A 26,234-nucleotide genomic window follows, 5' to 3' on the forward strand; every position below is an offset into this window, starting at 1 on the left:
TGCGTGGGAGATGCCGGCGCCGAATCGAGACAGCACCGATAGCGTCCGAAGTAGTTGTCAGACCCTGAACTTCTCGACTGATCGGACTAACTCGATGACCACTCTCGAACCAGACACCACGGCCGCGATCACGGCGACGGTTACCACCTACCTCGACGCCGTGGCTCGCGGATCGTCAGCGGACATCGCCGCCCTCTACGCCGAGAACGCGACACTCGAAGACCCGGTCGGCAGTGAACCCCGAGTCGGCAAGGCAGCGATCACCGAGTTCTACGGCGCTCTCGAGGGCGGTTCGCAAGAGACGGAACTGCTGACCCTGCGGGTGAGCGGATCCAGCGCGGCCTTCCACTTCCGCGTCGTCACGCCGGTCGGCGACCAGATCTACGAGGTCGAACCGATCGACGTCATGACTTTCGACGCGGACGCCAAGATCACGAGCATGCGTGCCTTCTGGTCACCGGCCGATCTGATCGCACGCTGATGCGTCAGGTCAGTTGCCGCAACTGCGGAAATCGTGTCCTGGTGGAGAAGTACAGCGACGCGCACACCAGCGTCCAATGGCTCGAAGAGTCGCAAGAGGTGTGCCCGGAACTGGGGCGCGAGAACGGCCGTGCCAACGCTCAACGGACGTGTGGTGCTCTGCGCCAGACGATCAACGATCTCGCCGACGCCGGAGAGCTCGAGATGAGCCTGCGCAGCTATCCAGTGCCGGGCAAGCTGTCCTGAACGCTTCCGCGTAGCACTTCGGCGAACGTGCGCGCCGATTCCAGGTCGTCGGCGTTCGGCCGCCCCTTGCGGATTCCGCCGAACAGCTTGAACGGAAAATACGTATCCCACGCACGGGACGAGAAGGCGGCGACCACATCGAAGCCCTTCTGTTCGAGCAGCTGAACCAGCGGACGCGAGAAATGATGAATCCCCTTGTCGGGAAAACCACTGGTAGCAAAGACAAAAGCCTTGGATCGTCGTTCTACGGCGAGCGAGTCGATGAACGCGCGTAGATCTTCGTGGTACGAGCGCAGATAGATTCCGGACCCGAAGCCCACGAGGTCGTAGCCGGCGAGCTCCGCGGAGTCGATCTCGCCCGGTTCGACCACGCGAGCATCGAGAACCTCTGCAATGACGTCGGCGATCCGCCGCGTATTGCCGTGGGAGACAGAGGTACACACGATGATTGCCTTCATCGACTGCCTTCATTCGTCGTGGACATATGCATTTTCTCCCCAGGGTTGGTCACGGAACTCCCCCAAGGATATGGGCAGGAATAGGATCGATTGCCCATTGGTGAGGAAAGATACCCGGCATGTCAGCACGATTGAAGGGGCGAAGACGAGCGGTGAACGCGTTGATCGTCGACGTCGAACGATGGGCCGCCGAGCACGATGACGTCAAAGCTGTAGCCCTGGTCGGGTCCTACGCGCGCGGCGCGGAGCGTATGGCGAGTGATGTCGATCTGATGATCCTGGCCGAAGATCCAGACGCGGTTGTGAACGGGGATTGGTTCATGCAAATCCGTCCCAACGCGCGGTTCGTCGGCGCCGCGAACTGGGGGCCGGTCCGAGAGCGGCGTTTCCGCCTGCGGTCCGGGCTCCTCGTCGAACTGAACTTCGCCACCGAAAGCTGGGCGGACGTTCCCCTCGACGAGGGCACTCGACGCGTTCTCGCGGACGGCCACCGAATCCTGTACGACACGGGACCTCTCGATGTCGCCACGGGCGCGGCAAGAACTCCTCGATGAGCACCGCGACGGCCTTCGAAATCCTGGCCGCCGAAATCTCCGCCTTGCGCGGCTCTCCCCTCGTCGCGATCGACGGTGTCGATGGGAGCGGCAAGACGACATTCGCGAAAACTCTTGCAGCACAGCAGAATGCACGCCCCGTCATCGTAATTCACGTCGACGACTTCCTCAATCCGCCGGAGATTCGTCATCGCAGAGGTCGGCAATCGCCGGAAGGCTTCTGGCTCGACAGCTACGACTACGACGCCCTCGAACGCCATGTTCTCGACCCACTGACACCGGGAGGAACCCGCGAGTACCTGCTACGACGGGACAGCGCCGCGTACCTGCATGCAGCCGATGGAGCGATAGTCCTCGTCGAGGGCCTGTTCCTGCATCGTGACGAACTCGCCGAAAGATGGGACTACTCGATTTTCCTCGACGTGCCCTTCGAGGTCACCGCGCAGCGAATGCACCTTCGCGACGGAACGAACGCAGATCCGGAACATCCGTCGATGAACAGATATGTCGGTGGCCAACGGCTCTACTTCGCGGCCGCACGACCCTGGAGCCGAGCGGACTGCGTCATCGACAACTCCGACCCTGCCCTACCGCGCATCCTCTCCTAGTACCGCGTCAAGATCGCAAGCGATACTCGTATTTCGCCATCCCTCCCTGCCTGGGACTTCTCCCGAACGGTCGCGACAAGTCCGTTTTTACGGTTCTATGGACACGCATGCTCGTTCGTCAGATTCTCGATCACTCGAGGTGATCGTGGGGATGTGAAGGAAGTGCCACAGTGGTCGAACACATCGGCAGCAGGGCCGAAGACGCTCTCCTTCGCGGCGGCCGCTTCTTCACTCCTGGCGAGTTCTCCGCCGACCTCAGAACTGTGAATCGTCGAGGGGGACGCGACGGCGACATCTTCTACCGGGATCGCTGGAGTCACGACAAGGTTGTGCGGTCGACGCACGGAGTCAATTGCACCGGTTCGTGTTCGTGGAAGATCTACGTCAAGGACGGCATCATCACCTGGGAGACCCAGGAGACCGATTATCCGACGGTGGGACCTGACCGGCCCGAATACGAACCGCGAGGGTGTCCACGCGGGGCCGCCTTTTCCTGGTACACCTACTCCCCCACCCGCGTCCGGTACCCGTACGCACGCGGCGTGCTCGTCGAGATGTACCGCGAGGCGCGAACGCGACTCGGCGATCCGGTGGATGCCTGGGCTGACATTCAAGCCGATCCGCAGCGTCGCCGAAAGTACCAGCAGGCCAGGGGAAAAGGCGGATTGGTACGAGTGACGTGGGCGGAAGCCACCGAAATGATCGCGGCCGCGCACGTGCACACCATCAAGGAATACGGCCCCGATCGCGTTGCAGGTTTCTCCCCGATTCCGGCGATGTCCATGGTTTCGTTCGCTGCCGGATCGAGGTTCATCGAACTTCTCGGTGGCGTGATGACGTCCTTCTACGACTGGTACGCGGACTTGCCGGTCGCCTCACCTCAGGTTTTCGGCGATCAGACCGACGTGCCGGAATCCGGGGACTGGTGGGACGCGTCCTATCTGATGATGTGGGGATCGAACGTCCCGGTGACTCGCACACCCGATGCACACTGGATGGCCGAAGTTCGCTACCGCGGAACCAAAGTCGTTTCGATCAGCCCTGACTACGCCGACAACACCAAGTTCGCGGACGAGTGGATGCCGTGCGCCGCCGGGACCGACGGCGCGATGGCCATGGCGATGGGACACGTCATCCTCTCCGACTTCTTCGTCGAGAAGAGCGAACCGTTCTTCGTCGACTACGTACGGCAGTTCACCGACCTGCCGTTCCTCGTCACCGTCGAGGAACGCGACGGGCGCCTGGTCGCGGGAAAGAATCTGACGGCCGCAGATCTCGGCGAATCGAGTGAGAACGCCGCGTTCAAACCGGTTCTCGTCGACAGCGTCACCGACACCGTGGTCGTACCGAACGGCTCACTCGGCTTCCGTTACGGCGACGAAGGTGTCGGGAAGTGGAATCTCGATCTCGGTGACGTGGTACCGGCATTGACCGTCGCCGCCGACGGAGGCGAGACCGCCGAAATCCATCTTCCTCGTTTCGACACCCCAGACGGTCACGGCGAGAGCATGATTCGGGGAGTGCCGGTGCGCCGCATCGGAGACCGTCTGGTGTGCACTGTCTTCGACCTCATGCTCGCGCAGTACGGGGTGCGGCGCGACGGTTTGCCCGGCCTCTGGCCCACCGGCTTCGACGACGCGAGCGCGCCGTACACCCCCGCCTGGCAGGAATCGATCACGGGTGTCAGTGCGTCGCAGGTGATTCGAATTGCGCGTGAATTCGCCACCAATGCCGTCGACTCGGGTGGCCGTTCGATGATCATCATGGGTGCCGGGATCTGTCAGTGGTTCCATGGCGACGCGACGTATCGAGCTGTCCTCAGCCTGCTGATACTCACCGGATCGATGGGCCGGAACGGCGGGGGTTGGGCGCACTACGTCGGGCAGGAAAAGTGCCGCCCTGTCACCGGCTGGACAGCCGTCGCGATGGGCACCGATTGGCTCCGACCGCCTCGCCAGATGGCCGGCACCTCCTACTGGTACGTCCACACCGACCAATGGCGATACGACGGCTACCAGGCCGACGCCTTGTCCAGCCCCACCGGCCGCGGCAATTTCCGTGATCGTCACACCATGGACGTGCTGACCTCAGCCGTGTCGATGGGATGGACGCCGTTCTACCCGCAGTTCGATCGCTCCAGTCTCGATCTCGCCGACGAAGCAGACACTCACGATCGCGATGTCGTCGAACACGTCACAAGCCAATTAGCTTCGGGAGAGCTCAATTTCGCGGTCACTGATCCAGACAATCCCAAGAATTGGCCCCGGGTTCTGAGTGTGTGGCGGGCAAATCTTCTGGGTTCGTCGAGCAAAGGCAACGAGTACTTCCTTCGTCACCTCCTCGGCACGGACTCGAATCTGCAGGCGGAGCCGACACCGGAAGACCTGCGCCCGAGCGAAGTGACGTGGAGCGACGACATCCCCGAGGGCAAACTCGATCTGCTCATGTCGATCGACTTCCGGATGACGTCCACCACTTTGCTGTCGGATGTGGTTCTGCCGGCCGCGACCTGGTACGAGAAGGCCGACCTGTCGAGCACGGACATGCACCCGTTCATTCATGCTTTCACCCCCGCCATCGACCCGCCGTGGGAAACACGTTCCGATTTCGACGCTTTCGGCTCCATCGCCAAGACATTCAGTGTCCTGGCGCGCAAGCACCTCGGGAAGCGCCGAGATGTCGTGATGGGCACACTCCAACACGACACACCTGGCGCAATGGCCTATCGTGCAGGCAAAGAACACGATTGGCGCGCTCGCGGCGAGACACCTGTCCCGGGAAAGACCATGGGCCCGCTCGTAGTCGTCGAGCGAGACTACCCAGCAGTCGCCGAACAATGGGCTGCGTTGGGTCCACTCGTCGAAAAGGCCGGACTCACCACCAAGGGCGTCACGACGCATCCGACACGCGAAGTTGAAGAGTTGGCGGCCAAACACGGGGTCTTCGATTCAGGTGTTGCCGCCGGTCGACCGGCGCTCGACACTGCCGAGAAGATGGCCGAGACAATTCTGGCGCTGTCCGGCACCTCCAACGGACGATTGGCCGTCGAAGGGTTCGCCCAGCTGGAAAAGCGAACTGGTCGACCACTGACTCACCTGGCATCCGGTAGCAAGGAACGGCGAATCACGTTCGCCGACACTCAAGCTCGCCCGGTTCCGGTCATCACCAGTCCGGAATGGTCCGGTAGTGAAACCGGTGGTCGCCGATACGCACCATTCACTGTCAACATCGAAGAACTCAAACCCTTCCACACCCTGACCGGTCGAATGCATTTCTACCTCGATCACGACTGGATCGAGGAGTTGGGCGAGCAGCTACCGATCTACCGGCCACCGCTCGACATGGCAAGCCTCTTCGGCGAGCCTGCGCTCGGTGATCGGAACGGTGGAATCGGTTTGAGCGTCCGGTATCTGACCCCTCACTCGAAGTGGTCCATCCATTCCGAGTACCAGGACAACCTGTTCATGCTCTCGCTCTCGCGTGGCGGTCCGACAATGTGGATGAGCCCAGGAGACGCTGACAAGATCGCGGTGTCGGACAACGACTGGGTTGAAGCGGTCAATCGCAACGGTGTGGTCGTGTGTCGAGCGATCGTCTCGCACCGGATGCCGGACGGGGTGGTGTACGTCTATCACGCTCAGGAGCGGACCATCGACGTGCCACTTACCGAAACGACGGGAAAGCGTGGCGGAATCCACAATTCGCTGACCAGACTGTTGATCAAACCTTCCCACCTCGCCGGCGGTTACGCACAGACGTCGTTTGCTTTCAACTACCTCGGTCCGACCGGAAATCAACGTGACGAAGTGACGGTCGTACGACGTCGCTCGCAGGAGGTGACGTACTGATGCGAGTCATGGCGCAGCTGGCGATGGTGATGAATCTGGACAAGTGCATCGGCTGTCACACCTGTTCGGTGACGTGTAAACAGGCGTGGACCAACCGATCCGGCACAGAGTACGTGTGGTTCAACAACGTGGAAACGCGACCAGGGCAGGGTTATCCGCGAACCTACGAGGATCAGGAGAAATGGAACGGCGGTTGGGTCCGCGACAAGAACGGCCGACTCCGCCTGCGTGACGGTGGCCGACTGAAGAAGCTCTCACGCATCTTTGCGAATCCGAAAATGCCGTCCATCGAAGACTATTACGAACCCTGGACGTACGACTACGAAAATCTCACGCAGGCGCCCTTGGGCGAGCACATGCCGGTGGCAGCACCACGAAGCCTGATCAGCGGCAAACCGATGAAGGTGGAGTGGTCGGCGAACTGGGACGACGATCTGGCCGGTTCGCCTGAGATCGTGCCGAACGACCCCGTGCTGAAGAAGATCAACGAGGAGGTCAAACTCCAACTCGAAGACACCTTCATGTTCTATCTACCGCGGATCTGTGAGCATTGCCTGAATCCGTCGTGTGTCGCATCCTGCCCGTCAGGGGCGATGTACAAGCGAACCGAAGACGGGATCGTTCTCGTCGACCAGGACAAGTGCCGCGGCTGGCGGATGTGTGTCTCCGGATGTCCTTACAAGAAGGTGTATTTCAACCACAAGACGGGCAAGGCCGAGAAATGCACGTTCTGCTACCCGCGCGTCGAGGTGGGGCTGCCGACCGTGTGTGCGGAGACCTGCGTCGGCCGCTTGCGATACATCGGCCTCATCTTCTACGACGTCGACAAGGTACTCGAGGCGGCGACCGTACCCGACGAGAAGGATCTGTACGAGGCTCAACTCGATGTCCTGCTGGATCCGAATGATCCCGAGGTCGTCGAAGGTGCTCGTGCAGAGGGTATCTCGGACGAGTGGATCGAGGCGGCGCAGAGGTCACCCATCCACGCTTTGATCAAGGACTATCGCGTCGCACTGCCCCTTCATCCGGAGTTTCGCACCATGCCGATGGTCTGGTACGTCCCGCCCCTGTCTCCCGTGGTCGATGCCGTGAGCCGCGACGGCCACGACGGGGAGGACGTCGGCAATCTTTTCGGTGCTCTCGACTCGTTGCGGATTCCGATCGAATATCTGGCCGGACTGTTCACGGCCGGCGATACCGACATCGTCGACGGAGTTCTGCGACGACTGGCCGCGATGCGTTCGTACATGCGCGACATCAACCTCGGACGTGAACCTCAGCCCCATATCCCCGAGGCGGTAGGAATGACGGAGGAAGACATCTACGAGATGTACCGCCTTCTGGCTTTGGCCAAGTACGAGGAGCGCTACATCATTCCCACTGCCTACGCGGTCGACGGGCACAGACTCGAGGAGACGGCAACCGAGTGCGCTCTGGATTTCGACGGCGGCCCCGGTATGCACGAGTCCGGACCGTTCGGCGAGGCCAGCGGTGGCCCGGTCCCGGTGGCAGTCGAGACCTTTCACGCCTTGCGTGAGCGTCAGACGACGGAGGAATTGTCCGCCAACTCCGCTGACCCGTCCCGGGTCAATCTCCTGAACTGGGACGGCAAGGGCAAACCCACTGGGCTCTTTCCCGATCGGGGTGCGCGTCGATGATCGGGTTCGGCCGAGGCAATCGCGGAAGCGGTCGCCGCAGCGCGGTCGCGCAACACCGACTGGTGTGGCATGCCGCCGGATTGCTGTTGGCCTATCCCGACGCGGGTCAAGGCGAGCGACTCGGCGTCGTCGAGGACATCCTCGGCCATCTGCCGCCGAATTCGCGAGATCAGCTCGCCGAGACCTGTCGCTTTCTGCGTGGCTGCGACGAATACGTCGCGGCAACACAGTACGTCGAAACGTTCGACCTCCGGCGGCGCAGCACCCTTTACCTGACGTACTGGACTGCGGGCGATACACGCAATCGAGGGCGCGAGATATTGTCGTTCGCCGACGCGTACCGCGGGGCCGGAGTCGAGCCTCCGAAGAGCGAATCGGCAGACCACCTGACCGTCGTACTCGAGTTCGCCGCATGCGTCGATCCCGAAGCCGGATCGAAACTGCTCTCAGCGCATCGTGTTCCGCTGGAGACCATCTGGTCTGCACTGACCGACTCGAACTCACCGTACGCGCCGGTTCTCGCGGCGGTGTGCGGAACACTGCCGTCCGTGTCGAATCAGGACGTCCTTCGAGCCCAGCATCTAGCGGCGTCGGGTCCGCCGGCCGAAGCAGTCGGACTCGAACTCTTCACCTTGACCGTCCCACCCCGCCGTGAAGGAGTGACGTGAGATGTCTGCCGGTGAAATCTATTGGGATGTAGTTCCGTACGTGGTCTTGGCGATCTTCGTGATCGGTACGTGGTGGCGCTATCGCTACGACAAGTTCGGTTGGACGACACGATCATCCCAATTGTACGAACACCGATTGCTCCGCATCGGCAGCCCACTGTTCCATTTCGGGATCCTGGTCGTGATCGTCGGGCACTTCATCGGGTTGGTGATACCGCAGTCGTGGACCGACGCGATCGGGATGAGCGAGCACGTTTATCACGTGCAAGCCCTTGTACTGGGCTCGATTGCGGGTGTTTCCACATTGGTCGGAGCCGGGATTCTCGTGTACCGCAGGCGCACCCGCGGACCCGTCTTCATGGCAACGACGTGGAACGACAAATTGATGTACGTGGTGCTGATCGCCGCAATCGTCGCCGGTCTGGCAACAACAGTGCTCGGCTCCGGTGCGTTCGGCGAGGAAACCAACTACCGCACAACCGTTTCCCCATGGTTTCGTTCGATCTGGATCCTGCAGCCCCGAGGTGACCTGATGGCTCAGGCCTCGCTCGATTTCCACATCCACGTCTCGATTGCCATGGTGTTGTTCGCATTGTGGCCGTTCACGCGCCTCGTGCATGTCTTCAGTGCACCGGTCGCGTACCTGTTCCGGCCGTACATCGTCTACCGCAGCCGCGACGACGCTCGTAAGAACGAGCTGGTCGGCTCACGTCCCCACCGTCGGGGTTGGTGAACTCACCGCCCGCAATCGTCGCAGCGAAGCGATCAGCAGGACTGTGCACAGCGCTACCGCCGGCCACACCAACACTTCACCTACCAGCTTCAACCAGGTAGCTGACGCCGTCGCTGCGACGGTCAGTGACGCGGCCGAGGTCATGCCCATCGGGAATGCGGTCGACCAGCGTCTGACGTCGTAGTCGATTCGCGGCCAGACCAATTCGCAGACAAGCAACACTGCGTAACATCCGAGCACGATGACCATGAGCCCCACGCTCAACCGTTGGCAGAAATGATGCAGTCCTTGCGGCCAACCGACAGCCTGCGCTGCTGCGGACAGTTTTCCGGCCGCAAGCGTCGAAATCGCCAGCGCCCCACCGAAGACCCAATGATCTCCGGCACCGATGCGGAGCTGGTTGAACGAGAACCTGACGAGCACCAGGACGTAGAACGCCAGGCCGAGAACGAAAGCAACGGCCGACGGAATCGCGATCCAATGCGCCGTGGTTGTGGCCGCCAGCGTTGCTCCCAACACAGCCAGGCCCTGGGTGGCCACACACAGCAGAAAATGCACGCCGACGGTCGGCGAAGTCCAGTGTCGAATCACCGCCGGTATGAGCACGATCCACGCGAGAACTGCGATCGCGAGCGCAGTGAATCCGACCAGACTCCAATCGAACAGGGCGAATCGCGTGCCCAGGACTGTCGTCGCCGCTACACCCGTGAGTGCCGGAGGGGTATCCGCCTCGTCGATCCACCGTGCTCGATCATCAACCAACCTCGATGCGAACACCACAGCGAGAACGAGCCAGATTGCCGTCCCGATCACCAGCCACACCAGCGAAAACGCCTCGAGCCCGGTCAGATGCAACGCTACGGACACGATTCCAGAGGACATCGCGGCCGCTCCCGCGCCCGGAGGGATGACCTCGAGCGTGCGGCCTGCTGTCGATCTAGCGCGGTGATCGCCGGACACACATCCATGATGCGTGACGGTGCAGCCGGGTGCGGTGATTTCGACCCGGCAATTCGAATTGGTCCGCCCCGAATCGTTCCCCGCTCGGCACGCCGAAGCAAGAATCTGGAGCGTTGGATCGCCGTGGCCTGTTGGCCGATTGTCGCAACACTCAGTGCGGTCCAGTTTTTCAAGTCGAGGCCCAACAGCTGAGTACTTGATGTGCACCCTCTGATCCTCGGACGACTGTCCGGAACAGGCCTTCTCTCGCTCACCGGGAAGGCACGTATGGGGCGCCACCATCTGACCATAGCTTTGTGACATGGACAACAACGTCGATGTCATCGTCATCGGATCGGGTGCTGCCGGGTCCGCCGCAGCACTCCAAGCACACGCTGACGGCGCCTCGGTGGTGATTCTGGAGAAGAGTGGACGCGATGCCGCGGGCGGCAATACTCGACTGTCCGGCAGTGGATGGTTCGTCAACCAGGACCCTGCTGCCGCCCGCACCTTCCTGCGTTCGTTGAACGGATCGTTCACCGTTGCCGACGATGTCATCGACGCCTGGGCAGAGAATACGCAAGGACTGTCCGACTGGCTCCGCAGTCTGGGTGCATCTGTAGCGATGACCGGCGATTTCCATTCCACGGCGGAGTACGGCGAACTCGACGGAAGTTCTTGTTACGCAGGGATGGACACCATCGAAGGGAAGATGGGCAATGAACTTCTCTACCGCTTCCTCGTTTCCGCTCTCGCTGAACGCGGCATCACCACTCTTTTCGACACCGAAGCCACCAGACTCTTGACGGATGAATCCGGATCGGTAACCGGAGTCGAGGTCCGTTCGAGTGAACAAACTTCGGAGATCCAAGCGCGCCGGGGCGTCATTCTTGCCACCGGAGGATTCGAAGCGAATCCGGCCATGGTCCGCGACTACTTGCGTCTGGAGAATCCGAAGATCTGGGGCTCACCGTCGGCAACCGGCGACGGCCACCGCATGGCGCAGGCAGTGGGCGCAGATCTGTGGCATATGAACAACATGATGACCATTACGGGAATCCCCGGTGATCCCGAGAATCCCACGGGTTTCTTTCTCGCGCTGTGGAATGCACATAATTACGTGTTCCTCAGCCGGGAAGGTCGACGTTTCACCGACGAGTCAGCCGAAATGCGGCACGGTCATGTGTTCAGAGAGGGCTCTTACCAACACTTTCCAGTGCAACCGATGAACATCGTCTTCGACGAGACGATGCGGTTGGCCGGACAATTGAGCCCCAGCCGTGACGCACTGCCCGTCGGACACAGAGTCCTCGACGAAGGGTACGAGTGGAGTTCGGACAATCAAGCCGAGATCGACAAGGGTTGGATCGTCAAGGCGGACACGCTTGCCGAGCTCGCCGAGAAGCTCGGACTGGACCCCACAGTCGTGGAAACGAGCGTGCGCCGCTACAACGAGGCGTGCACAGACGGCGTAGACCACTCGTTCGGTCGCAAGCCCGAGACTTTGGCTCCGATAGCGACCGCTCCGTTCTACGCCGTCTCCGGGCCACCGCTGCTGGGATGGAGTAGCGGTGGGCCGCGCCGCGACGGTCATTCCCGCGTACTCGACACCGCCGGTAGCCCGATTCCGGGACTGTATGCGGCGGGCGCGGTGAGTTCCACCTACAGCGCGGCAAAGGACGGTGGATTCCACATTGCCGACGCCTTCGCATTCGGCCGTGTCGCCGGGGCCCACGCTGCCGCGCGCCAAGCTTGATACCGTCGGCCTTTCGACTGACTAGCTGCGCACAATCACGTGGCTCGTCAGTTGTGGTCGATCGTCACGCAGATGAATCCTCTGCGCCGGATGAAACCGGGATTCGTACCGGGACACTATCGCCTCGGCGGTCCCGTAATAGCTCACATCGCGCGGACGAACCTTCGCGCGCCGCAAGGACTCGTCGAAGCTGGCTTCAACCCAGATTCGTAGGTCGAACTGATCTCGCGTCAGTCCCCGAAAGAGCAGAACTCCCTCGACGAGCACGATGGCACGATCTGGAACCCTGGACTTCATTACCACCGATTCGTCCGTCTCCGGATCAGTCGAGACGTAGGAAATGTCGGAAACTTCGGCCGACCGTAGCGGCACCAGCACACGACTGCTGAGGATCGAATAGTCGTACGCATCCTCGAGATACCCACGCACCGTGTCGGGATTGTTGTTTCGTACGGCTTTCGCAGTCGAGAACTCGTCGCCACGGATCGTGACGACGTCATGGCCCGCCGTCAAGATACCGTCAGCCAACTCGTCTGCGATCGTCGATTTTCCGGACGCCTCGATTCCCGAGAGCCCGACGACAGTGCGTCCGAAGCGTACTTCGTGGCACCGTACGACGTGCTCGACAAGAGAACCCGAATCATCCGCGCCGAAGGTCTTCTGCCGATTCACACCCGAGCGGCCTTGACCTCGTCGAAGAACGCGATGACGGCGGCTTCATTTTCCGGCGGGACCGTCATTGACGCCCGTGGACCCGCTACCGCGATGGAGTCGTCGGCGAGCCGGTTTCCGATGGTGAGCTTCAGTCCCGACTTCGACGGTTTCGCCTTCACCGCAATGTGTTCGACATGCCAGCGAGCCACTTCGCTCGTGCTCGCAGCGGTGCGGTCGAAGACCTCCACCGTGCGGTGGTCGAGGACCATGACGATGTTGGTCCCGACGGTAACTTCCAGATAGCGTCGTTCCGCCACGGTGTGCGCCTTTCGGTCAGTTGAACCCGACGCTACACACCGTGGCAGATCTCAGCGTGACATAACTCCGCTATTCAAAACTTCAGCTGTTCAGAACTTCTGTTGTTCAGAACTTCAGCGGGATGAACTACCCGCATCCACCGGCAGGGCGACCGACGTGATGTAGCGGGCCTCGTCGGAAGACAGGAACAGAGCAGCGTTCGCTACGTCCACCGGTTCGATCCACGGAATGGCGAGCATGTTCATCGTCATCGCGGCTGCAGCGAATTCCTCCCGCGTCGGGTTCTCGAGATCGGGGCGGAACTTGCCGCGCACCAACGGGTTCTGAATCATCGGGGTGTCGACGTTGGTGGGATGGACCGTGTTGACCCGCACGTTGTAGGGCGCCAGTTCCTTTGCCAGCGAACGCATCAGACCGACTACACCGTGCTTGGCTGCGGTGTAATGCGCAACCCCGACCAGCCCCCGAAGTCCGGCGATGGAGCTCGTGAGAGTCATCGATCCCCCACCTCGCTCGATCAAGTGCGGAGCCGCGACCGTCGTGGTGTGCCACACCCCGGTCAGGTTCACGTCCAGCATGGTCTGCCACATCGTTTCCGACATGGTCAGTGCCGCGTCGGAGGACGTGATACCGGCTGTAGCGCACACGATGTCGAGTCCGCCGAGCGCTTCGACCCCCGCGTCGACCGCACTGCGTAGTGCCTCGAGATCCCGAACGTCCACTACCGCAGATTCGACCTTTCGCCCCATCGCCCGGATCTGCGCAACGGTCTCGTCGAGATCGGCCTCTGTTGCGGGCGGCGTGACTGTCGTTTCCACCGACGTGCACACGTCGACCGCGATGATGTCCGCGCCTTCTTCGGCAAAACGCACGGCCTGTGCCCGCCCGATTCCTCGAGCCGCACCCGTGATCAGCGCGATCTTGCCTTCCAATCGAGAAGTCATCAATTCACACTTTCTGGGTCAGGCCGGCGTCGACGACCAACTGACAGCCGGTCATGTAACGGGACTCCGCGGATGCGAGAAACAGGACGGCATTGCTGACATCCACCGGATCGACCCAGGGAACGGGCAACAGGTTGCGTGCGCTCAGTACTGCAGCAGCATCTGCTTCGGTGGGATTCTCGATGTCCGGGCACAGGTTCGCGAACACTCGCTCGTTGATGATCATCGGGGTACGTACCGAACCCGGATGCACGGAGTTGACGCGAATGCCCCCCGCCCCCAACTCGTTGGCCAGCGTTCTGGCCAGACCCACCACAGCGTGCTTGGCGGCGCTGTAATGACCCGCTCCGGCAATACCTTTGATTCCGGCGGTCGAGCTGACCAGAACGACGGATCCACCGTCGCCGAAGTGCGGAACACAGGCCTTGACAGTGTGCCACGCCCCGGTGAGATTGACGTCCAGCGATCGGTTCCACACTGCCGGTTCGATGGTCCACGACGGCCCCGGTGTGTCGTAGACGCCGGCGTTGGCGACCACGACGTCCAGACCCCCGAGTTCGGTAACGCACTCGGCCACTACTGCGGCCAAGCCGTCGAAGTCCCGAATGTCCGCCACACCGGTGACCGCGGCACCGCCTCGATCACGCACTGCCTGAGCGGTTTCCGCCAACCCCGATTGTGCTTGTTCGACGTCCAACGCGATCACGGACGCGCCTTCTTCGGCGAGCCGCTCGCAGTGTGAGCGTCCCATTCCGCCGGCAGCACCCGTTACGAGCACCCGCTTGCCTTCGAGACGACTCATGCGTGCACCGCGCTGTTCAGCTCGAAGCCTCGGTATCCCGCTGCTGCCACGTCTGCACAGATGTCGGAGTAGACACCGAAGCCTCCGATGAAGGGCATGAAGATCCTCGGCTTTCCCGGGATGTTGGCTCCCATGTACCAGGAGTTCGCGGATGGAAACAATGTTGCCGACGCCCGACGCGAGCACTCCTCGAGCCAGGTGTCCACGGCTTCGGCGCTCGGCTCGATGGTGTCGATGCCGTTGGAATCGAGATGCTCGATCGCGTCGGCGATCCAGTCGACGTGCTGCTCGGCAGCGAGGATCATGTTCGACAGCACACTCGGGCTACCGGGTCCGGTGACGATGAACAGGTTCGGGAAGCCGTGCACTCCCAGGCCGAGATAGGTTCGCGGACCCGCATGCCAGTTCTCTCGCAAGGTCTCGCCGCTGCGGCCACGGATCTCGATGCGATCGAGTGCCCCGGTCATCGCATCGAAACCGGTGGCGAACACCAATGCGTCGAGTTCGTAGTGGGCGTCGGCCGTCTTGATCCCGGCCTCGTCGATTGCCTCGATCGGTGCGCTCTTGAGATCGACCAGGCTCACGTTGTCGCGGTTGTAGCTCTGGTAGTAGTCGGTGTCCGTCACGATCCGCTTGGTCCCGATGGGATGATCGTTCGGGATCAGCAAGTCTGCGATGGCCTGATCTTCGACCACCGATCTGATCTTGGCCTCGGCAAACGCTGCTGCCGTTGCGTTGGCGTCGATGTTGCTGGTCTGGTCGGCGAAGGTTTTGGCGAACAGGACACCGCCGAGCTTCCACCGCTCTTCGTAGGCCGCGTTTCTCTCGGCCTCGGATACCTCGAGCGCACTGCGAGGGTCCGAGACGAACGGTGATCCACCGCCGCTGCGCTTGGACAGTGCTCGACGCTCGGCGTAGTCGGCCTTGATCTCGGCGCGCCGCTTGTCGTCGAGCGGTGTGTTTCCCGCCGGCACACTGTAATTCGCGGACCGCTGGAACACGAAGAGGTGCTCGGCTTGCTCGGCGATCAAAGGAACGGACTGGATGCCCGACGATCCGGTACCAATCACTCCCACTCGCTTGCCGGTGAAATCGACGCCCTCGTGCGGCCAGAAGCCGGTGTGGAAGACCTCACCGCCGAAAGTCTCCCGACCTGCAATGTTCGGAACGTTCGCGGTCGAGAGGCTGCCAGTGGCGCACACCACGAAGCGTGAGGTGACGTCATGACCACGGTCGGTGCGCACTCGCCACGTCGACGAAGCCTCGTCGAACTGTGCGCTCTGAACACGGGTATCGAAGGTGAACCCACTGCGTAGGTCGAAACGATCGGCAACGTGATCGAGGTAGGACAGGATCTCCGGTTGCGCGGCGTACTTCTCGCTCCAGTCCCACTCCTGTTGCAGCTCTTCGGAGAACGAGTAGGAGTAGTCGAAACTCTCGACGTCGCAGCGTGCGCCCGGGTAGCGGTTGAAATACCACGTGCCGCCCACTCCGGAGCCCGCTTCGAAGCCGTGGACACGCAACCCCTGCTCGCGAAGTCGGTGCATGGCGTACATGCCGGCGACGCCGGCGCCGATGACTACGACGTCGAGTGGTGCGGTGGAGAAGTCAGGATCGGTCATGGTGGTCACGCTACGAGTGGGTTGGTTGGTAGAGGAACGGGTTCTCCCGCTGGGTGGGCGGAGCCTCCACCCCATGACACTGGGTGGGCGGGCGGTCGGGCGAGGCGGGTTTGTCCACCGATCGGAGGACACCGATGTCGTCCGGCACTGGGACCTGTAGGCGGACAGACCTGAAGGGAATTGGGGGCCATAGTTGTCTCATCACCGAAACACACGGTCACCGAGACCGACAAATCGAGGAGAACATGATGAGCACCAACACAATTCGACCCGAAGCAATTTCCTTCTCCGGCCTCAGCATGGCAGCTCTGGTTGCCCGCGCCGCCGGTGCGAACACGGTGAAGTCGATAACCGACACATCCGTCACGACGGCGATGATCAGCAATTCGGGTCGCGGGGCCCTGTATCTGGTCGACGCGTCCAATCCGAACGGCGACTGGGTCGTCCCGCCGGCGGATTACATCCTCCCCAACACGAACGTCAACGTAGTCGCCACCAGTAAGAACCAGAACGACTTCCCCATCGTGCTCACGTACCGCTCCGACGACGGTGGAGTGTTCGTCTTCAGTGCCACCAATTCGAAGACCAGGGCAGATGTCGGCGGTACGTACGCCACCGACGACCACGACGTCACGGTGACGATGACCTCGGGTTACCCGGCCATGAATGTCACCTACGTGATCCGGTGACGCTTGCTCACTCCAACAGACCCTGTCGCATCGCAGCGGCGACGGCGGCGCCTCGATCGTTGACTCCGAGTTTCTCGTAGAGGCGCTGTACGTGGGTCTTGACAGTGGAGGGCGCGAGAAAGAGCTGTGCGGCGATGGCCGGGATGCTTGCGCCCTGCGCGATCAATCCGAGAACCTCACGTTCGCGGGCACTGAGCGTCGGACCGGAAGGTTCACTGCGACGCCGGACCTCCCCCACCAATCCGGCGGCGATGCTGGGAGGCAACACATCTCGGCCCGCGGCACAGTCGAGTACGGCGCTCACGATCTCGGCGCGAGTGGATTCCTTCGGCAGGAACCCGGCAGCGCCGGCTTGCAGAGCCTGATAGACGACGGACGACTCGTCGTGAGCGCTGAGCAGTAGCACCCTGGTCGGAAGCTCGTCTCTGACCACTGCGGCGGCGACCTGAGTTCCGTCCAGGTGCGGCATCCGGAAATCGAGCAGCGCCACCTTCGGGCGTAGTTCGCGGATCATTGCGAGCGCTGCTGCGCCGTCGTCGGCCTCGCCCAGGACGTCGATGCTGTCACTGCCGGTCAGAGCCCGAACCACGCCCTCACGGAACAGCGGGTGATCGTCGCCGACCACCACGGAAATCTTGCCGACCACCGGCTTCGTGCCTTCTCGCATTGCTCACTTTCTCACGCCCGTATCAGCAATGCGAGCACTTGCGCCTCCCCCGATCGGGGGACAGACGATTCAACCCCGCCGCGGCCCCGTCGGCGGACATACAGCAGCACTCATTCGCGACAAGATTGATTCATCGCCGAGAACGGCAACCACACACCATCCCAGGAGCAGACATCATGCGTACCAACACCACTCGCTTCGTAGCAGTCACCGCAATTGCCCTCGCTCTCGGCGGAACCGCTCTGGGAACCGCAGCGATCGCCAACGCCGGCACCATGCCGACCGACGGCCCGACGGTTGCCATGACCATCACCAACAACACCGACAACCCGATGCTGCTGGACAGCGCGTCCAACCCCTACGGACAGTGGATCAACGGCCCCCGCTCCTACCTCGCCCCGCACACCACCGAGATCGTCACCGCGTACAGCAGCGATCCCCGAGGCATCGGTGTCGACGTCACCTACAACGTGGCCGACGGCGTCCAGACCGTGATGGCGGCCAACAACTACGCCGGCAACCCCACCCTCGACGGGACCCGCATCATCGGCGACCCGACGCACGTCATCCTCACCGACTACATGGCCACCGGCTACCCCACGATGAACGCCTCCTACGACGTCTTCACGCAGAACTGAACCAAGCGTCGAAGCACCCACGAACTTGATCCGCTACGGCCCACGACCCGGTATCCGCATGGATGTCGGGACGTGGTGTGCGCTGACCAGCTCAGACGCGTTCGACCAACACGCAGCGGGCACCACTGAAGATAGTGGGCATGCACTTGTTGCAGTGGATGCACAGTGAATGGGTATCGGATTCGGCTGCGATCCGATTGATCAGATCCGGTTCTCTGAGCAGCGCCCGTGCCATGGCGACGAACTCGAATCCCTCCGCCATTGCCGTATCCATTCCCGCCTTGTCCGTGACACCGCCGAGCAGCACGAGCGGCAGCTTCACCGCAGCACGGATCTGCCGAGCCTCTTCCAACATGAACAGGGGCTTGTACGGATAGGTATGCAACATGCTCTTACCCACCAACTGCACACCGAGTCGCACAGGTTGCGGCATCGCGGCGGCAAACTCGCGGATCGGCGCATCGCCCTTGAACAGGTACATCGGGTTGAGCAGTGAGCTACCCATCGTCAACTCGAGCGCATCGACGCTTCCGGATGCTTCGAGCCACTGCGCCACCTGGATTGCTTCGTCGACCCAGAATCCGCCTGGCACACCGTCGTCCATGTTCAGCTTGGCCAGGATGGCGATCTTGTCGCCGACGGCATCGCGCACACTGCGCGCGGTGTCGAGTACGACGCGAGCCCGGTTCTCCAGTGATCCGCCGTAGGAGTCCTTACGACGGTTGAGTTTCGGGCTCAGGAACGAGCTCGCGAAATAGTTGTGACCGAAGTGGATCTCGACGGCGTCGAATCCTGCCTCGACGGCAAGTCGCGCAGCGCTCCCGTGCGCCGCCGCAATTCTGGTGATGTCCGCTGTGGTGGCGCTGCGAATCATCCTCATGCTCAACGGATTGAACGAACTCGACGGTGCCAGCGCGGGCAGTCCGGTCGACTTCTGGTTCGCCACGGGACCGGCATGCCCGAGCTGCGCCGACGCAGCAGCACCTTCGGCGTGAATGGCATCGGTGAGCCGCCGTAGCCCGGGGAGGGCATCGGGCCGCATCCACAGCTGACCGTATTCGGTGCGTCCTTCCGGTGCGACGGCGCAGTACGCGACGGTGGACATCCCGACCCCACCGGCTGCCGGGCGTCGATGGAATTCGATCAGCTCATCCGTGACCAGGGCGTCGGGAGTTTTGCCTTCGAATGTCGCGGACTTGATGATTCGATTTCGAAGGGTCACCGGGCCGAGCTTTGCCGGGGCGAGTACGTCGGGAGCAGCGGTCATCAAGTTTGCCTCTCGCGGGAGTTGTGTCCAGGACGGTAAATCCACGGCCGAGAGATGGCCAGCGCCCGTGCCACGGAGCGGGAAACGACTTCAGCCCGGCCGAGGTGGCCGGGCTGAAGTCGTCAGTGCCGTTCAGACTCGTCCGAAGTACGCATCCTTGAGCACTGCCAGGTCGTCGATGTCCTTGGCGTCGGCGTCGAGAACCACCTTGCCGATGTCGAGGACCGTCACGTGATCGGCGACGCTCATCGCAGCCTCGACTGCCTGCTCGACCAGCAGAACAGCCAGGCCGGTTTCCTTGAGTTGTTGGACGCGGTCCATCACCTCACCGACGATCACGGGAGCGAGACCGCCCGAAGGTTCGTCGAGAAGGAGTAACCTCGGCTGCGCCATCAGCGCTGCGCCGATCGCGAGCATCTGCTGCTGACCGCCCGACATGGAACCGGCGGGAAGCGAACGCTTCTCCCCCAGGATCGGGAACATCTCGTACATGGACTCGACGGACTCCATGAGTTCGCTCCGCTTCACCTTGCGGGTATAGCCACCGAGCAGGAGGTTTTGTTCGACGGTCTGCTTGTGAAAGACCCGCTTGCCCTCCTGCACGTATGCCATTCCCTGCCGCACCCGCTTGTGCGCGGGAACTCCGGTGATGTCGGCGCCATCCATTTCGACGGTTCCAGAGGCCACCTTGTTGAGGCCGGACAGAGCACGCAGCGTGCTCGTCTTGCCGGCTCCGTTGCGTCCGAGCAGGGCTGTCACCTGACCGGGATAGACGTCGAACGAGACATCCCAGACGACGCGCAGATCGCCGTACCCGGTCTGCAGGTTGCGGACCTTCAGAATCGGTTCCATCACTTCACCTCACTGGTCTGATGGTCCACCGCGCCGATTTCTTCGAGAAGCGCTTCCTCATCGCCGGACTTCACTCCGAGGTACTCGCTCAACACGCGTGGGTGATGTTCGATCGTCGCGGCGTCACCGGTAGCGATCACCTGTCCCTGAGCCAGTACCACGATCTCGTCGGCCAACGAGAGGACGAGGCGGAAGTTGTGCTCCACCAACACCACTGTGGCCCCGGCATCACGCAGCACCCGGATCAGGTCTGCCAGGCGTTCGAGTTCGTCCTCGTCGAGTCCGGATGCCACCTCGTCGAAGAGGACGACCCTCGGCTCGGCGATGACGGCGCGAGCAACCTCGAGCATGCGTCGCATCCCCAGGGGCAGCGACGTCGCGATCTCGTTGCGTAGGTGCGACATCCCCACGAGTTCGAGGACACGTTCGGCCTCGACGATGTCGGCCTTTGCGATCCTGCGGAAGCTGGGCAGACGAAGCACGGCCGACGCCATCGACGCGCGGTGCACCGAATAGCGTCCGGATGCAACAGCTTCCAGAACCGTGATGTTCTCCGGAATCGTCGGAGTCTGGAATGTCCGCGCCACACCCACACGGGCCACCTTGTGCGGCGACGACTGCGAGACCACCGTGTCACCGATCGTGATCACACCCGCATCGGCGGTGTAGAACCCGCAGATCATGTTGAGCATGGTCGTCTTGCCTGAACCGTTGGGTCCGATCAACGCGGTGACCTTACCGGCCTCGGCCGTCAACGTTGCCGCATTGAGTGCCTGGTTACCACCGAATGCCTTGGACACTCCGTCGACCACCAACCGAGCGCCGTTGATCGCCGCAAGTTCCGGTGTCCCACCGCCGTTTTCCTTTGCAGTGACTACGCCCATGCCGGCCTTGCGATCGAGTTTCGAGACGATCGCTCGTCCGACCTTGGTCAAACCACCGGAGAGCAGCACGCCGCCGATGATCAGGAAGCCGCCGTAGAAGATCAGCGAGTATTCCTGGAACGCCGTCGACTGGTTGGGGCCGAGCTGCATGATCGCGGCACCGACAACCGCGCCGTACACACTTGCCGCCCCGCCCAGGATCGACGCCGCCAGAACTGCTGTGGCAAAGGTGAACCCGAAGGCCTCAGGCGAGATGAACAGATCGGTGTTGGCGAACAGCGCACCCGCCAGACCCGCCGGGAACGCACCGATCGCATACCCGAGCAGCTTCATCCGGAACACCGACACACCCTGCGACGACGCCAGAACCGGCGACTGCTTGAGCGTGCGGAACGCGATGCCGTGGCGTGAGACCACGAGGTTGCGCATCACCGCGAACCAGAGGACGGTCACGACGACGACCACCATGTAGTACTGCTGAGTATCGAGTTCGGAACCGAAGAGCGTCGGCGGTTCCATACCGGTGAGGCCGTTTCGGCCGCCGGTCTTACCGCCGAAGATCGCCAGTACGTCCGGTACCAGCAGGACCAGGAAGAACGACGTCATCGCCAGGGACCAGTTGCCCAGGCGCAGACCGGGAACACCGGTCAAGATACCGACCGCCAGCGCCACAGCTCCGGAGGCAGCGAGCTGGAGCAGAATGTCGGTGTGACCGGCCTGGGACATCAGACCCGCGGTGTAAGCACCGGCCGCGTACATCGCGGCCTGGCCGAGCGCCAGTTCACCGGCGAAGCCGAGGCTCAGGTTCAGGCCACTGACCACCAGTGCCAGGATGCAGGCCAATTGAATCTGCCGTGATGTCGACAGATCCAGCCCGAGGACCGGGAGCAGCAAGATCACTACCGCCAGGACCAACGGGATGATCCAGCTCGGAAGGGAACGGAAAGTCCGCCACGCGCTTACCATCTCACACCACCCGTTCTCGGACGTTGCCGAACAAGCCGGCAGGTTTGACCATCAAGATGACGATCAGCACCGTGAAGACGGCGATATTGCTGTACTGACTTCCCGCCCACAGGGCGGTGAACGATTCCACCAGGCCGACGGTCAGTCCGCCGATCAAAGCGCCTGGCAGAGAGCCGAACCCGCCGATCGCCAACGCCACGAATCCCTTGAGGGCCAGCGCGGCCCCCAACGTTGCAACTGCAAACGTCTTGGGACCGACCAGCAGTCCGAGGACACCGGCCAATGCACCCGAGAAGGCAAACGCACCCAGCGCCAAACGTCGGACGTTGACTCCGCGCAGCATCGCCGCTTCACGATCCTCGGAGATACCGATCAGAGCCAGACCCGTCATCGTTTTCTTCGAGACGTAACTCAACCCGATGACCAGTGCGATCGCCGCAACAAGCAGAGCGATCTCGACCGGGTAGGTACGGCCGCCGAGTAGGGTGATCGGTTCGTTCGATCCGAAGAAAGGAACCGTGAGAGGTTCACTACCCCAGATCAATTGGGTTGCACCGTTGAGCAGGGTGGCGACGCCCAACGTCGTGACCAACTGGTTCTGGTGATCGGCCACCGGTCTGATCGCGACGATCTCCTCGACCGAGGCGAGGAGCATCACGGTCACGGTTGCCATGACGGCCACCACGAGAACGGGGAGTTTCAGGGTCACCAGACCCGTGTAGGCGACGAAGGTGCCCACCATCATCAGTTGAGCTTGAGCGAAGTTGAAAGTGTTGGACGAAACGAAAACGATGTTGTACCCGATGGCAACCAGCACGTAGACCGCGCCGAGCGCCAATCCGGACCACAGAATGGTCATGACGCAGCCGGGTTTCCGAACTGACCGTTGAGGATCTTCGTCGGGCTGATGAACTTCAGCTCACTGGTATCCGGGTTCGGGCCGTGGTTGTCGGAGCTGAAGTTGTAGCGCGAGAGGAATGCGGTCTTGGCATTCTCCTGGACCTCTGCGGTTTCCAGTGCTTCGGCGAGCTTCTTCGGATCGGTCGAACTGCCGACCTTCTCCGCTGCGGCCGCGACGAGGGGGAATGCGTCGTAGTTGTCCGCGAGGATCAGCGTCGACGGGATCGAGCCCAGCGACGCCATCGTGTCCACCATCGTGGTGACGAGCGCGTTGTTCGGATCGAACACCGTGCTGGTGAACACCTGCGTCACGAGGTTCTTCACCTGTGGGGTGCCGAGCACACCGGCGGGCGGATCGTTGGCGATCAGGTTGGTGGCAGAGACCGACGTGTTGCCGATCAACGGCACGTCCCAGCCGAGTCGCTCCAGGCTCTGCAACACGTATCCGAGCGGGGCGCCGTACGCGTCCAACGCGATTGCCGTTGCACCGGCATTCTTCAGCGACTGCAACTGAGCCGTCATGTCCAGCGCGGCGGCGTCGTACTCCTCGTTGCCCGCAGCCTTCAAGCCGACCTTCTCGAGCGCACTGGTCATCTCCTCGCCGAAAAGTTCACCGTAGGCGGTACTGCCGTGCAGGACTCCGACGCTGCTGTAGCTCTTGGTCTTTGCATACTCGGAGATGCCGCGAGCGGTGTCGGTCGCACCCGGAGCCAGGTCGAAGTTCAGCGGGAACTTCGAGGGGTCCGTCGAATCGGGAGAAGGCGCCATGCTCAGCGAGAGGATGTTGTTCTGCTTGAGGATCGGGAGAACCGCAGCCGCAATCGACGAAGGACCCGAGTTGAGGTAGAGGTCAGGCTTGTTCCCCGAGTTGATGGCTTCGCGCAGCTTGGTGACGGCGATGGTTGCATCACCCGCGTCGTCGACAGTGGTGAGCTCGATCTGACGGCCACCGATTCCCCCGGCCTCGTTCTGGACCTGAACGCCGGCCTTGGTGGCCAGCAGCGAGGTCTGCGAGTTCGCCGCGAGAACGCCCTGTGCACTGATCCCGCCGGTCAACAGCACTCGGTACGGCGAATCCGCGCCACCTTCGGACTCCGAAGAACCACTACACCCCGCGAGAGCCAGAGCCGTCACGGCTACTGCCGCAACAAGAATGGGCCGACGATTCATGTCTGCACTCCTAGAACACATGTATGCACCGAACGTCAGGCGAATACCTGACGAAAGAAGGGTCGACCGGTGGACGCGCCTGATTTGGAGCACCAGCCGACCAAGCACCCGCTTGATGATCTAGCAAGCAGTTGCTTGGGTTGGAGCATAGAATGTGATCTGGATAACGTCAAACGCGTAAAAGAGGATTCATGGAAGCGGACGCTATGCACATTCAGGTCGCCTCGACAGACCGATTCCCGCTGGGTGGAAACGCCAAAACGGCCCCACGCCCTGCGGGATTCGATGAAATGAATCCGACAGGGCGTGGAGCCGTTTGTGACTAGGTCCGACTACCGCTGGTTGCGGGGTTTCCAGACCACCAACGCGTTGTTGCGCGGAATCGGAACGAGGTCCCGGCGGTAGCCCGCATGGACTTTCGCGATTTCCTCGGCCAATTCGCGGACGCGATGCTGCAAAGCCTCGACCTGGTTGGTCAGTTCGATGATCCGTTTGATTCCGGCAAGGTTGACGCCCTCGTCCTGCGAAAGCCGTTGCACCTCACGAAGAAGCGCAACATCACGCGGGGAGTAGCGTCGTCCTCCACCAGTGGTTCGGTGAGGGGTGACCAAACCGAGTCGATCGTAGTTGCGCAAGGTCTGCGCATGCATTCCGGCCAACTCGGCTGCCACCGAGATCACGAAGATCTGGGCGTCAGGATCGACCGTCGCATCCCATTGATTCTGCGGTCGTTCGGTCATCATGCACCGGCCCACCCGGCCCGTGGATCGAACCCGCTCGCCTTCTCGGCTTCGAGATAGGTCTTCAGCGCTTCGATCGCCGGGTCGTCCAACTTCTGCGGGACGGATACCTTGACGGTGACCAGGAGATCACCGGCACCATCGGGACGCTTGGGGATACCGCGTCCGCGAACTCGCAGAATGCGTCCGTCCACCGTCCCGGCCGGAACCTTCACTCCGACACGGCCCTCCAGGGTCGGCACGGACAGTGTCGTGCCGAGCACCAGTTCGCCGTAGCTCACCGGAACCGTCAGAGTCAGGTCGTCACCGTTGCGGCCGAAGACGCTGTCGGGCTTGACGCGGATGTTGACGAACAGGTCACCGGCCGGTGCTCCGCGGAGGCCCGCTTCGCCCTTGCCCTTGAGCCTGATCTTCTGACCGTCACTCACGCCGGCGGGCACGCGAACCGTGATGGTCCGTGTCCGGTTGGTGACGCCGCTACCGTGGCAGTCCTCGCACGGCGAGTCGATGATCGAGCCGGTTCCCCGGCAATCGTCGCACGGCTCACTGAATCCGAAGGCGCCCTGGTTCCGGCTGACAACGCCGGTTCCGTTGCAATGCGGGCACACTCGCGGGCTGGTGCCTGGCTTCGCGCCGCTGCCGTGGCACGTGGTGCACGACGTCGGACTTGTCAGACGAAGTGGGACGGTGACACCGAGCGCTGCTTCACGGAAGGCGAGCGTCGTCTCGGTCTCGAGATCCTTGCCTCGACGCGGGCGGTTGGGTGCGGCTGTGCGCTGGCCCGCTCCCCCGCGGTTGAACAATCCGCCGAAGATGTCGCCGAGACCCGAGTCCTGCGCGCCGGCACCGCCGCCGAACAGATCGTTGATGTCGAAACCGCCGGCGCCGGGGTTGAATCCGCCGCCGCCTTGGGCGCGGGGGCCGAAGCCTCCGCTGGCAAAGAGGCGCCTGGCCTCGTCGTACTCCTTGCGCTTGTCCGGATCGGACAGAACGGCATGAGCTTCACTGACGGACTTGAAACGCTCTTCGGCCTTCGCATCGTCAGGGTTGGCGTCGGGATGAAGATCCCGAGCCAGCTTGCGATACGCCTTCTTGATTTCGTCGGCCGTCGCGGTGGACGAGACGCCCAGCTCCTTGTAGAAGTCCTTCTCGATCCACTCCCGTTGACTCACT

General features: G+C 62.2%; 26 protein-coding genes. 11 read left to right on the plus strand and 15 right to left on the minus strand.

Annotated features, from left to right (window positions below; all coding sequences use genetic code 11):
- Window positions 1–94 precede the first annotated feature (94 nt).
- Together DBV08_RS09860 and DBV08_RS09865 are read left to right on the plus strand one after the other, a co-directional pair.
- Window positions 95–481: a nuclear transport factor 2 family protein gene (locus tag DBV08_RS09860; protein WP_095972459.1), complete on the plus strand. Its 387-nt coding sequence runs from the start codon at window positions 95–97 to the stop codon at window positions 479–481.
- Window positions 481–726, plus strand: coding sequence for a hypothetical protein (locus DBV08_RS09865; protein ID WP_019749411.1), 246 nt, complete (start codon window positions 481–483; stop codon window positions 724–726). The genes DBV08_RS09860 and DBV08_RS09865 overlap by 1 nt, the downstream gene beginning before the upstream one ends.
- On the opposite strand, the gene DBV08_RS09870 is transcribed toward DBV08_RS09865, so the two are convergent.
- On the minus strand, window positions 699–1,184 hold the full coding sequence (locus DBV08_RS09870) for a flavodoxin family protein (protein WP_124567327.1): 486 nt from the start codon (window positions 1,182–1,184) through the stop codon (window positions 699–701). The two genes, DBV08_RS09865 and DBV08_RS09870, sit on opposite strands and share 28 nt — an antisense overlap.
- Window positions 1,185–1,303: 119 nt before the next feature.
- On the opposite strand from DBV08_RS09870, the gene DBV08_RS09875 reads away from it, so the two are divergent.
- The 6 genes from DBV08_RS09875 to narI all read left to right on the plus strand — a co-directional run bounded on the left by DBV08_RS09875 (window position 1,304) and on the right by narI (window position 9,253).
- A complete protein-coding gene (locus DBV08_RS09875; RefSeq protein ID WP_095972460.1) occupies window positions 1,304–1,738 on the plus strand; it encodes a nucleotidyltransferase domain-containing protein in 435 nt (144 codons plus the stop codon).
- Window positions 1,735–2,346 (plus strand): uridine kinase, encoded by a 612-nt coding sequence (locus DBV08_RS09880; RefSeq protein WP_124567328.1) that lies wholly within the window; start codon window positions 1,735–1,737, stop codon window positions 2,344–2,346. Before DBV08_RS09875 ends, DBV08_RS09880 begins: the two co-directional genes overlap by 4 nt.
- A 170-nt stretch (window positions 2,347–2,516) precedes the next feature.
- Complete coding sequence (locus DBV08_RS09885; protein ID WP_124567329.1) at window positions 2,517–6,194, plus strand: nitrate reductase subunit alpha; 3,678 nt, start codon at window positions 2,517–2,519, stop codon at window positions 6,192–6,194.
- A complete protein-coding gene (gene narH, locus DBV08_RS09890; RefSeq protein WP_019749405.1) occupies window positions 6,194–7,852 on the plus strand; it encodes a nitrate reductase subunit beta in 1,659 nt (552 codons plus the stop codon). The genes DBV08_RS09885 and narH overlap by 1 nt, the downstream gene beginning before the upstream one ends.
- Window positions 7,849–8,520 carry a nitrate reductase molybdenum cofactor assembly chaperone gene (narJ, locus tag DBV08_RS09895; protein ID WP_095972463.1) on the plus strand — a complete coding sequence of 224 codons (672 nt, stop codon included), beginning with the start codon at window positions 7,849–7,851 and terminating at the stop codon, window positions 8,518–8,520. The genes narH and narJ overlap by 4 nt, the downstream gene beginning before the upstream one ends.
- Window position 8,521: 1 nt before the next feature.
- Window positions 8,522–9,253, plus strand: coding sequence for a respiratory nitrate reductase subunit gamma (gene narI, locus DBV08_RS09900; protein WP_019749403.1), 732 nt, complete (start codon window positions 8,522–8,524; stop codon window positions 9,251–9,253).
- Here the strand turns inward: narI and DBV08_RS09905 are convergent.
- Window positions 9,227–10,213, minus strand: coding sequence for a tellurite resistance/C4-dicarboxylate transporter family protein (locus DBV08_RS09905; RefSeq protein WP_124567330.1), 987 nt, complete (start codon window positions 10,211–10,213; stop codon window positions 9,227–9,229). The genes narI and DBV08_RS09905 overlap by 27 nt on opposite strands.
- A 301-nt stretch (window positions 10,214–10,514) precedes the next feature.
- On the opposite strand from DBV08_RS09905, the gene DBV08_RS09910 reads away from it, so the two are divergent.
- Complete coding sequence (locus DBV08_RS09910) at window positions 10,515–11,948, plus strand: FAD-dependent oxidoreductase (protein ID WP_095972466.1); 1,434 nt, start codon at window positions 10,515–10,517, stop codon at window positions 11,946–11,948.
- Between the two features lie 21 nt (window positions 11,949–11,969).
- Here the strand turns inward: DBV08_RS09910 and DBV08_RS09915 are convergent, their stop codons facing one another.
- The 5 genes from DBV08_RS09915 to DBV08_RS09935 all read right to left on the minus strand — a co-directional run bounded on the left by DBV08_RS09915 (window position 11,970) and on the right by DBV08_RS09935 (window position 16,288).
- On the minus strand, window positions 11,970–12,620 hold the full coding sequence (locus DBV08_RS09915) for a uridine kinase (protein WP_124567331.1): 651 nt from the start codon (window positions 12,618–12,620) through the stop codon (window positions 11,970–11,972).
- On the minus strand, window positions 12,617–12,919 hold the full coding sequence (locus tag DBV08_RS09920; RefSeq protein ID WP_019749398.1) for a hypothetical protein: 303 nt from the start codon (window positions 12,917–12,919) through the stop codon (window positions 12,617–12,619). Before DBV08_RS09920 ends, DBV08_RS09915 begins: the two co-directional genes overlap by 4 nt.
- Before the next feature lie 114 nt (window positions 12,920–13,033).
- A complete protein-coding gene (locus DBV08_RS09925; protein WP_029538560.1) occupies window positions 13,034–13,864 on the minus strand; it encodes a mycofactocin-coupled SDR family oxidoreductase in 831 nt (276 codons plus the stop codon).
- Between the two features lie 4 nt (window positions 13,865–13,868).
- Entirely contained in the window at window positions 13,869–14,666 is a 798-nt protein-coding gene (locus tag DBV08_RS09930) for a mycofactocin-coupled SDR family oxidoreductase (RefSeq protein ID WP_124567332.1), read from the minus strand.
- Complete coding sequence (locus tag DBV08_RS09935) at window positions 14,663–16,288, minus strand: NAD(P)/FAD-dependent oxidoreductase (RefSeq protein ID WP_124567333.1); 1,626 nt, start codon at window positions 16,286–16,288, stop codon at window positions 14,663–14,665. Before DBV08_RS09935 ends, DBV08_RS09930 begins: the two co-directional genes overlap by 4 nt.
- Before the next feature lie 248 nt (window positions 16,289–16,536).
- Here DBV08_RS09935 and DBV08_RS09940 point away from each other — a divergent pair, with 248 nt between their 5' ends.
- Window positions 16,537–16,977, plus strand: a complete 441-nt coding sequence (locus tag DBV08_RS09940) for a hypothetical protein (protein WP_124567334.1) — start codon at window positions 16,537–16,539, stop codon at window positions 16,975–16,977.
- A 7-nt stretch (window positions 16,978–16,984) separates the two neighbouring features.
- On the opposite strand, the gene DBV08_RS09945 is transcribed toward DBV08_RS09940, so the two are convergent.
- Entirely contained in the window at window positions 16,985–17,644 is a 660-nt protein-coding gene (locus DBV08_RS09945) for a response regulator transcription factor (protein ID WP_095972468.1), read from the minus strand.
- 176 nt (window positions 17,645–17,820) lie between these two features.
- On the opposite strand from DBV08_RS09945, the gene DBV08_RS09950 reads away from it, so the two are divergent.
- The gene (locus DBV08_RS09950) at window positions 17,821–18,282 is read left to right on the plus strand and encodes a hypothetical protein (protein ID WP_095972469.1); all 462 of its coding nucleotides are present in this window, start codon (window positions 17,821–17,823) and stop codon (window positions 18,280–18,282) included.
- Between the two features lie 91 nt (window positions 18,283–18,373).
- Here DBV08_RS09950 and DBV08_RS09955 read toward each other — a convergent pair whose 3' ends face one another.
- The 7 genes from DBV08_RS09955 to dnaJ form a co-directional block, all read right to left on the minus strand.
- Window positions 18,374–19,549 carry an NADH:flavin oxidoreductase gene (locus DBV08_RS09955; protein ID WP_124567335.1) on the minus strand — a complete coding sequence of 392 codons (1,176 nt, stop codon included), beginning with the start codon at window positions 19,547–19,549 and terminating at the stop codon, window positions 18,374–18,376.
- 132 nt (window positions 19,550–19,681) lie between these two features.
- The gene (locus tag DBV08_RS09960; protein WP_050656301.1) at window positions 19,682–20,401 is read right to left on the minus strand and encodes an ABC transporter ATP-binding protein; all 720 of its coding nucleotides are present in this window, start codon (window positions 20,399–20,401) and stop codon (window positions 19,682–19,684) included.
- A complete protein-coding gene (locus DBV08_RS09965) occupies window positions 20,401–22,251 on the minus strand; it encodes an ABC transporter permease subunit (protein WP_124567336.1) in 1,851 nt (616 codons plus the stop codon). Before DBV08_RS09965 ends, DBV08_RS09960 begins: the two co-directional genes overlap by 1 nt.
- A gap of 1 nt (window position 22,252) precedes the next feature.
- Window positions 22,253–23,110 carry a branched-chain amino acid ABC transporter permease gene (locus DBV08_RS09970; RefSeq protein ID WP_020906602.1) on the minus strand — a complete coding sequence of 286 codons (858 nt, stop codon included), beginning with the start codon at window positions 23,108–23,110 and terminating at the stop codon, window positions 22,253–22,255.
- Window positions 23,107–24,321: an ABC transporter substrate-binding protein gene (locus DBV08_RS09975; RefSeq protein WP_124567337.1), complete on the minus strand. Its 1,215-nt coding sequence runs from the start codon at window positions 24,319–24,321 to the stop codon at window positions 23,107–23,109. Before DBV08_RS09975 ends, DBV08_RS09970 begins: the two co-directional genes overlap by 4 nt.
- Window positions 24,322–24,653: 332 nt before the next feature.
- A complete protein-coding gene (locus DBV08_RS09980) occupies window positions 24,654–25,064 on the minus strand; it encodes a heat shock protein transcriptional repressor HspR (protein WP_003944355.1) in 411 nt (136 codons plus the stop codon).
- A complete protein-coding gene (gene dnaJ, locus DBV08_RS09985) occupies window positions 25,061–26,233 on the minus strand; it encodes a molecular chaperone DnaJ (protein WP_095972474.1) in 1,173 nt (390 codons plus the stop codon). The genes DBV08_RS09980 and dnaJ overlap by 4 nt, the downstream gene beginning before the upstream one ends.
- Window position 26,234 lies beyond the last annotated feature (1 nt).

Source organism: Rhodococcus sp. KBW08, assembly GCF_003852455.1.
In the GTDB taxonomy this organism is placed as follows: Bacteria; Actinomycetota; Actinomycetes; order Mycobacteriales; family Mycobacteriaceae; genus Rhodococcus_F; species Rhodococcus_F baikonurensis.

Excerpts from the sequence above, each read along its gene's own strand:
- DBV08_RS09860 (WP_095972459.1), top strand. The coding sequence starts at position 95 with ATGACCACTCTCGAACCAGACACCACGGCCGCGATCACGGCGACGGTT.
- DBV08_RS09865 (WP_019749411.1), top strand. The coding sequence starts at position 481 with ATGCGTCAGGTCAGTTGCCGCAACTGCGGAAATCGTGTCCTGGTGGAG.
- DBV08_RS09870 (WP_124567327.1), bottom strand. The coding sequence starts at position 1,184 with ATGAAGGCAATCATCGTGTGTACCTCTGTCTCCCACGGCAATACGCGG.
- DBV08_RS09875 (WP_095972460.1), top strand. The coding sequence starts at position 1,304 with ATGTCAGCACGATTGAAGGGGCGAAGACGAGCGGTGAACGCGTTGATC.
- DBV08_RS09880 (WP_124567328.1), top strand. The coding sequence starts at position 1,735 with ATGAGCACCGCGACGGCCTTCGAAATCCTGGCCGCCGAAATCTCCGCC.
- narH (WP_019749405.1), top strand. The coding sequence starts at position 6,194 with ATGCGAGTCATGGCGCAGCTGGCGATGGTGATGAATCTGGACAAGTGC.
- narJ (WP_095972463.1), top strand. The coding sequence starts at position 7,849 with ATGATCGGGTTCGGCCGAGGCAATCGCGGAAGCGGTCGCCGCAGCGCG.
- narI (WP_019749403.1), top strand. The coding sequence starts at position 8,522 with ATGTCTGCCGGTGAAATCTATTGGGATGTAGTTCCGTACGTGGTCTTG.
- DBV08_RS09910 (WP_095972466.1), top strand. The coding sequence starts at position 10,515 with ATGGACAACAACGTCGATGTCATCGTCATCGGATCGGGTGCTGCCGGG.
- DBV08_RS09925 (WP_029538560.1), bottom strand. The coding sequence starts at position 13,864 with ATGACTTCTCGATTGGAAGGCAAGATCGCGCTGATCACGGGTGCGGCT.
- DBV08_RS09930 (WP_124567332.1), bottom strand. The coding sequence starts at position 14,666 with ATGAGTCGTCTCGAAGGCAAGCGGGTGCTCGTAACGGGTGCTGCCGGC.
- DBV08_RS09935 (WP_124567333.1), bottom strand. The coding sequence starts at position 16,288 with ATGACCGATCCTGACTTCTCCACCGCACCACTCGACGTCGTAGTCATC.
- DBV08_RS09940 (WP_124567334.1), top strand. The coding sequence starts at position 16,537 with ATGAGCACCAACACAATTCGACCCGAAGCAATTTCCTTCTCCGGCCTC.
- DBV08_RS09945 (WP_095972468.1), bottom strand. The coding sequence starts at position 17,644 with ATGCGAGAAGGCACGAAGCCGGTGGTCGGCAAGATTTCCGTGGTGGTC.
- DBV08_RS09950 (WP_095972469.1), top strand. The coding sequence starts at position 17,821 with ATGCGTACCAACACCACTCGCTTCGTAGCAGTCACCGCAATTGCCCTC.
- DBV08_RS09955 (WP_124567335.1), bottom strand. The coding sequence starts at position 19,549 with ATGACCGCTGCTCCCGACGTACTCGCCCCGGCAAAGCTCGGCCCGGTG.
- DBV08_RS09960 (WP_050656301.1), bottom strand. The coding sequence starts at position 20,401 with ATGGAACCGATTCTGAAGGTCCGCAACCTGCAGACCGGGTACGGCGAT.
- DBV08_RS09965 (WP_124567336.1), bottom strand. The coding sequence starts at position 22,251 with ATGGTAAGCGCGTGGCGGACTTTCCGTTCCCTTCCGAGCTGGATCATC.
- DBV08_RS09970 (WP_020906602.1), bottom strand. The coding sequence starts at position 23,110 with ATGACCATTCTGTGGTCCGGATTGGCGCTCGGCGCGGTCTACGTGCTG.
- DBV08_RS09975 (WP_124567337.1), bottom strand. The coding sequence starts at position 24,321 with ATGAATCGTCGGCCCATTCTTGTTGCGGCAGTAGCCGTGACGGCTCTG.
- DBV08_RS09980 (WP_003944355.1), bottom strand. The coding sequence starts at position 25,064 with ATGATGACCGAACGACCGCAGAATCAATGGGATGCGACGGTCGATCCT.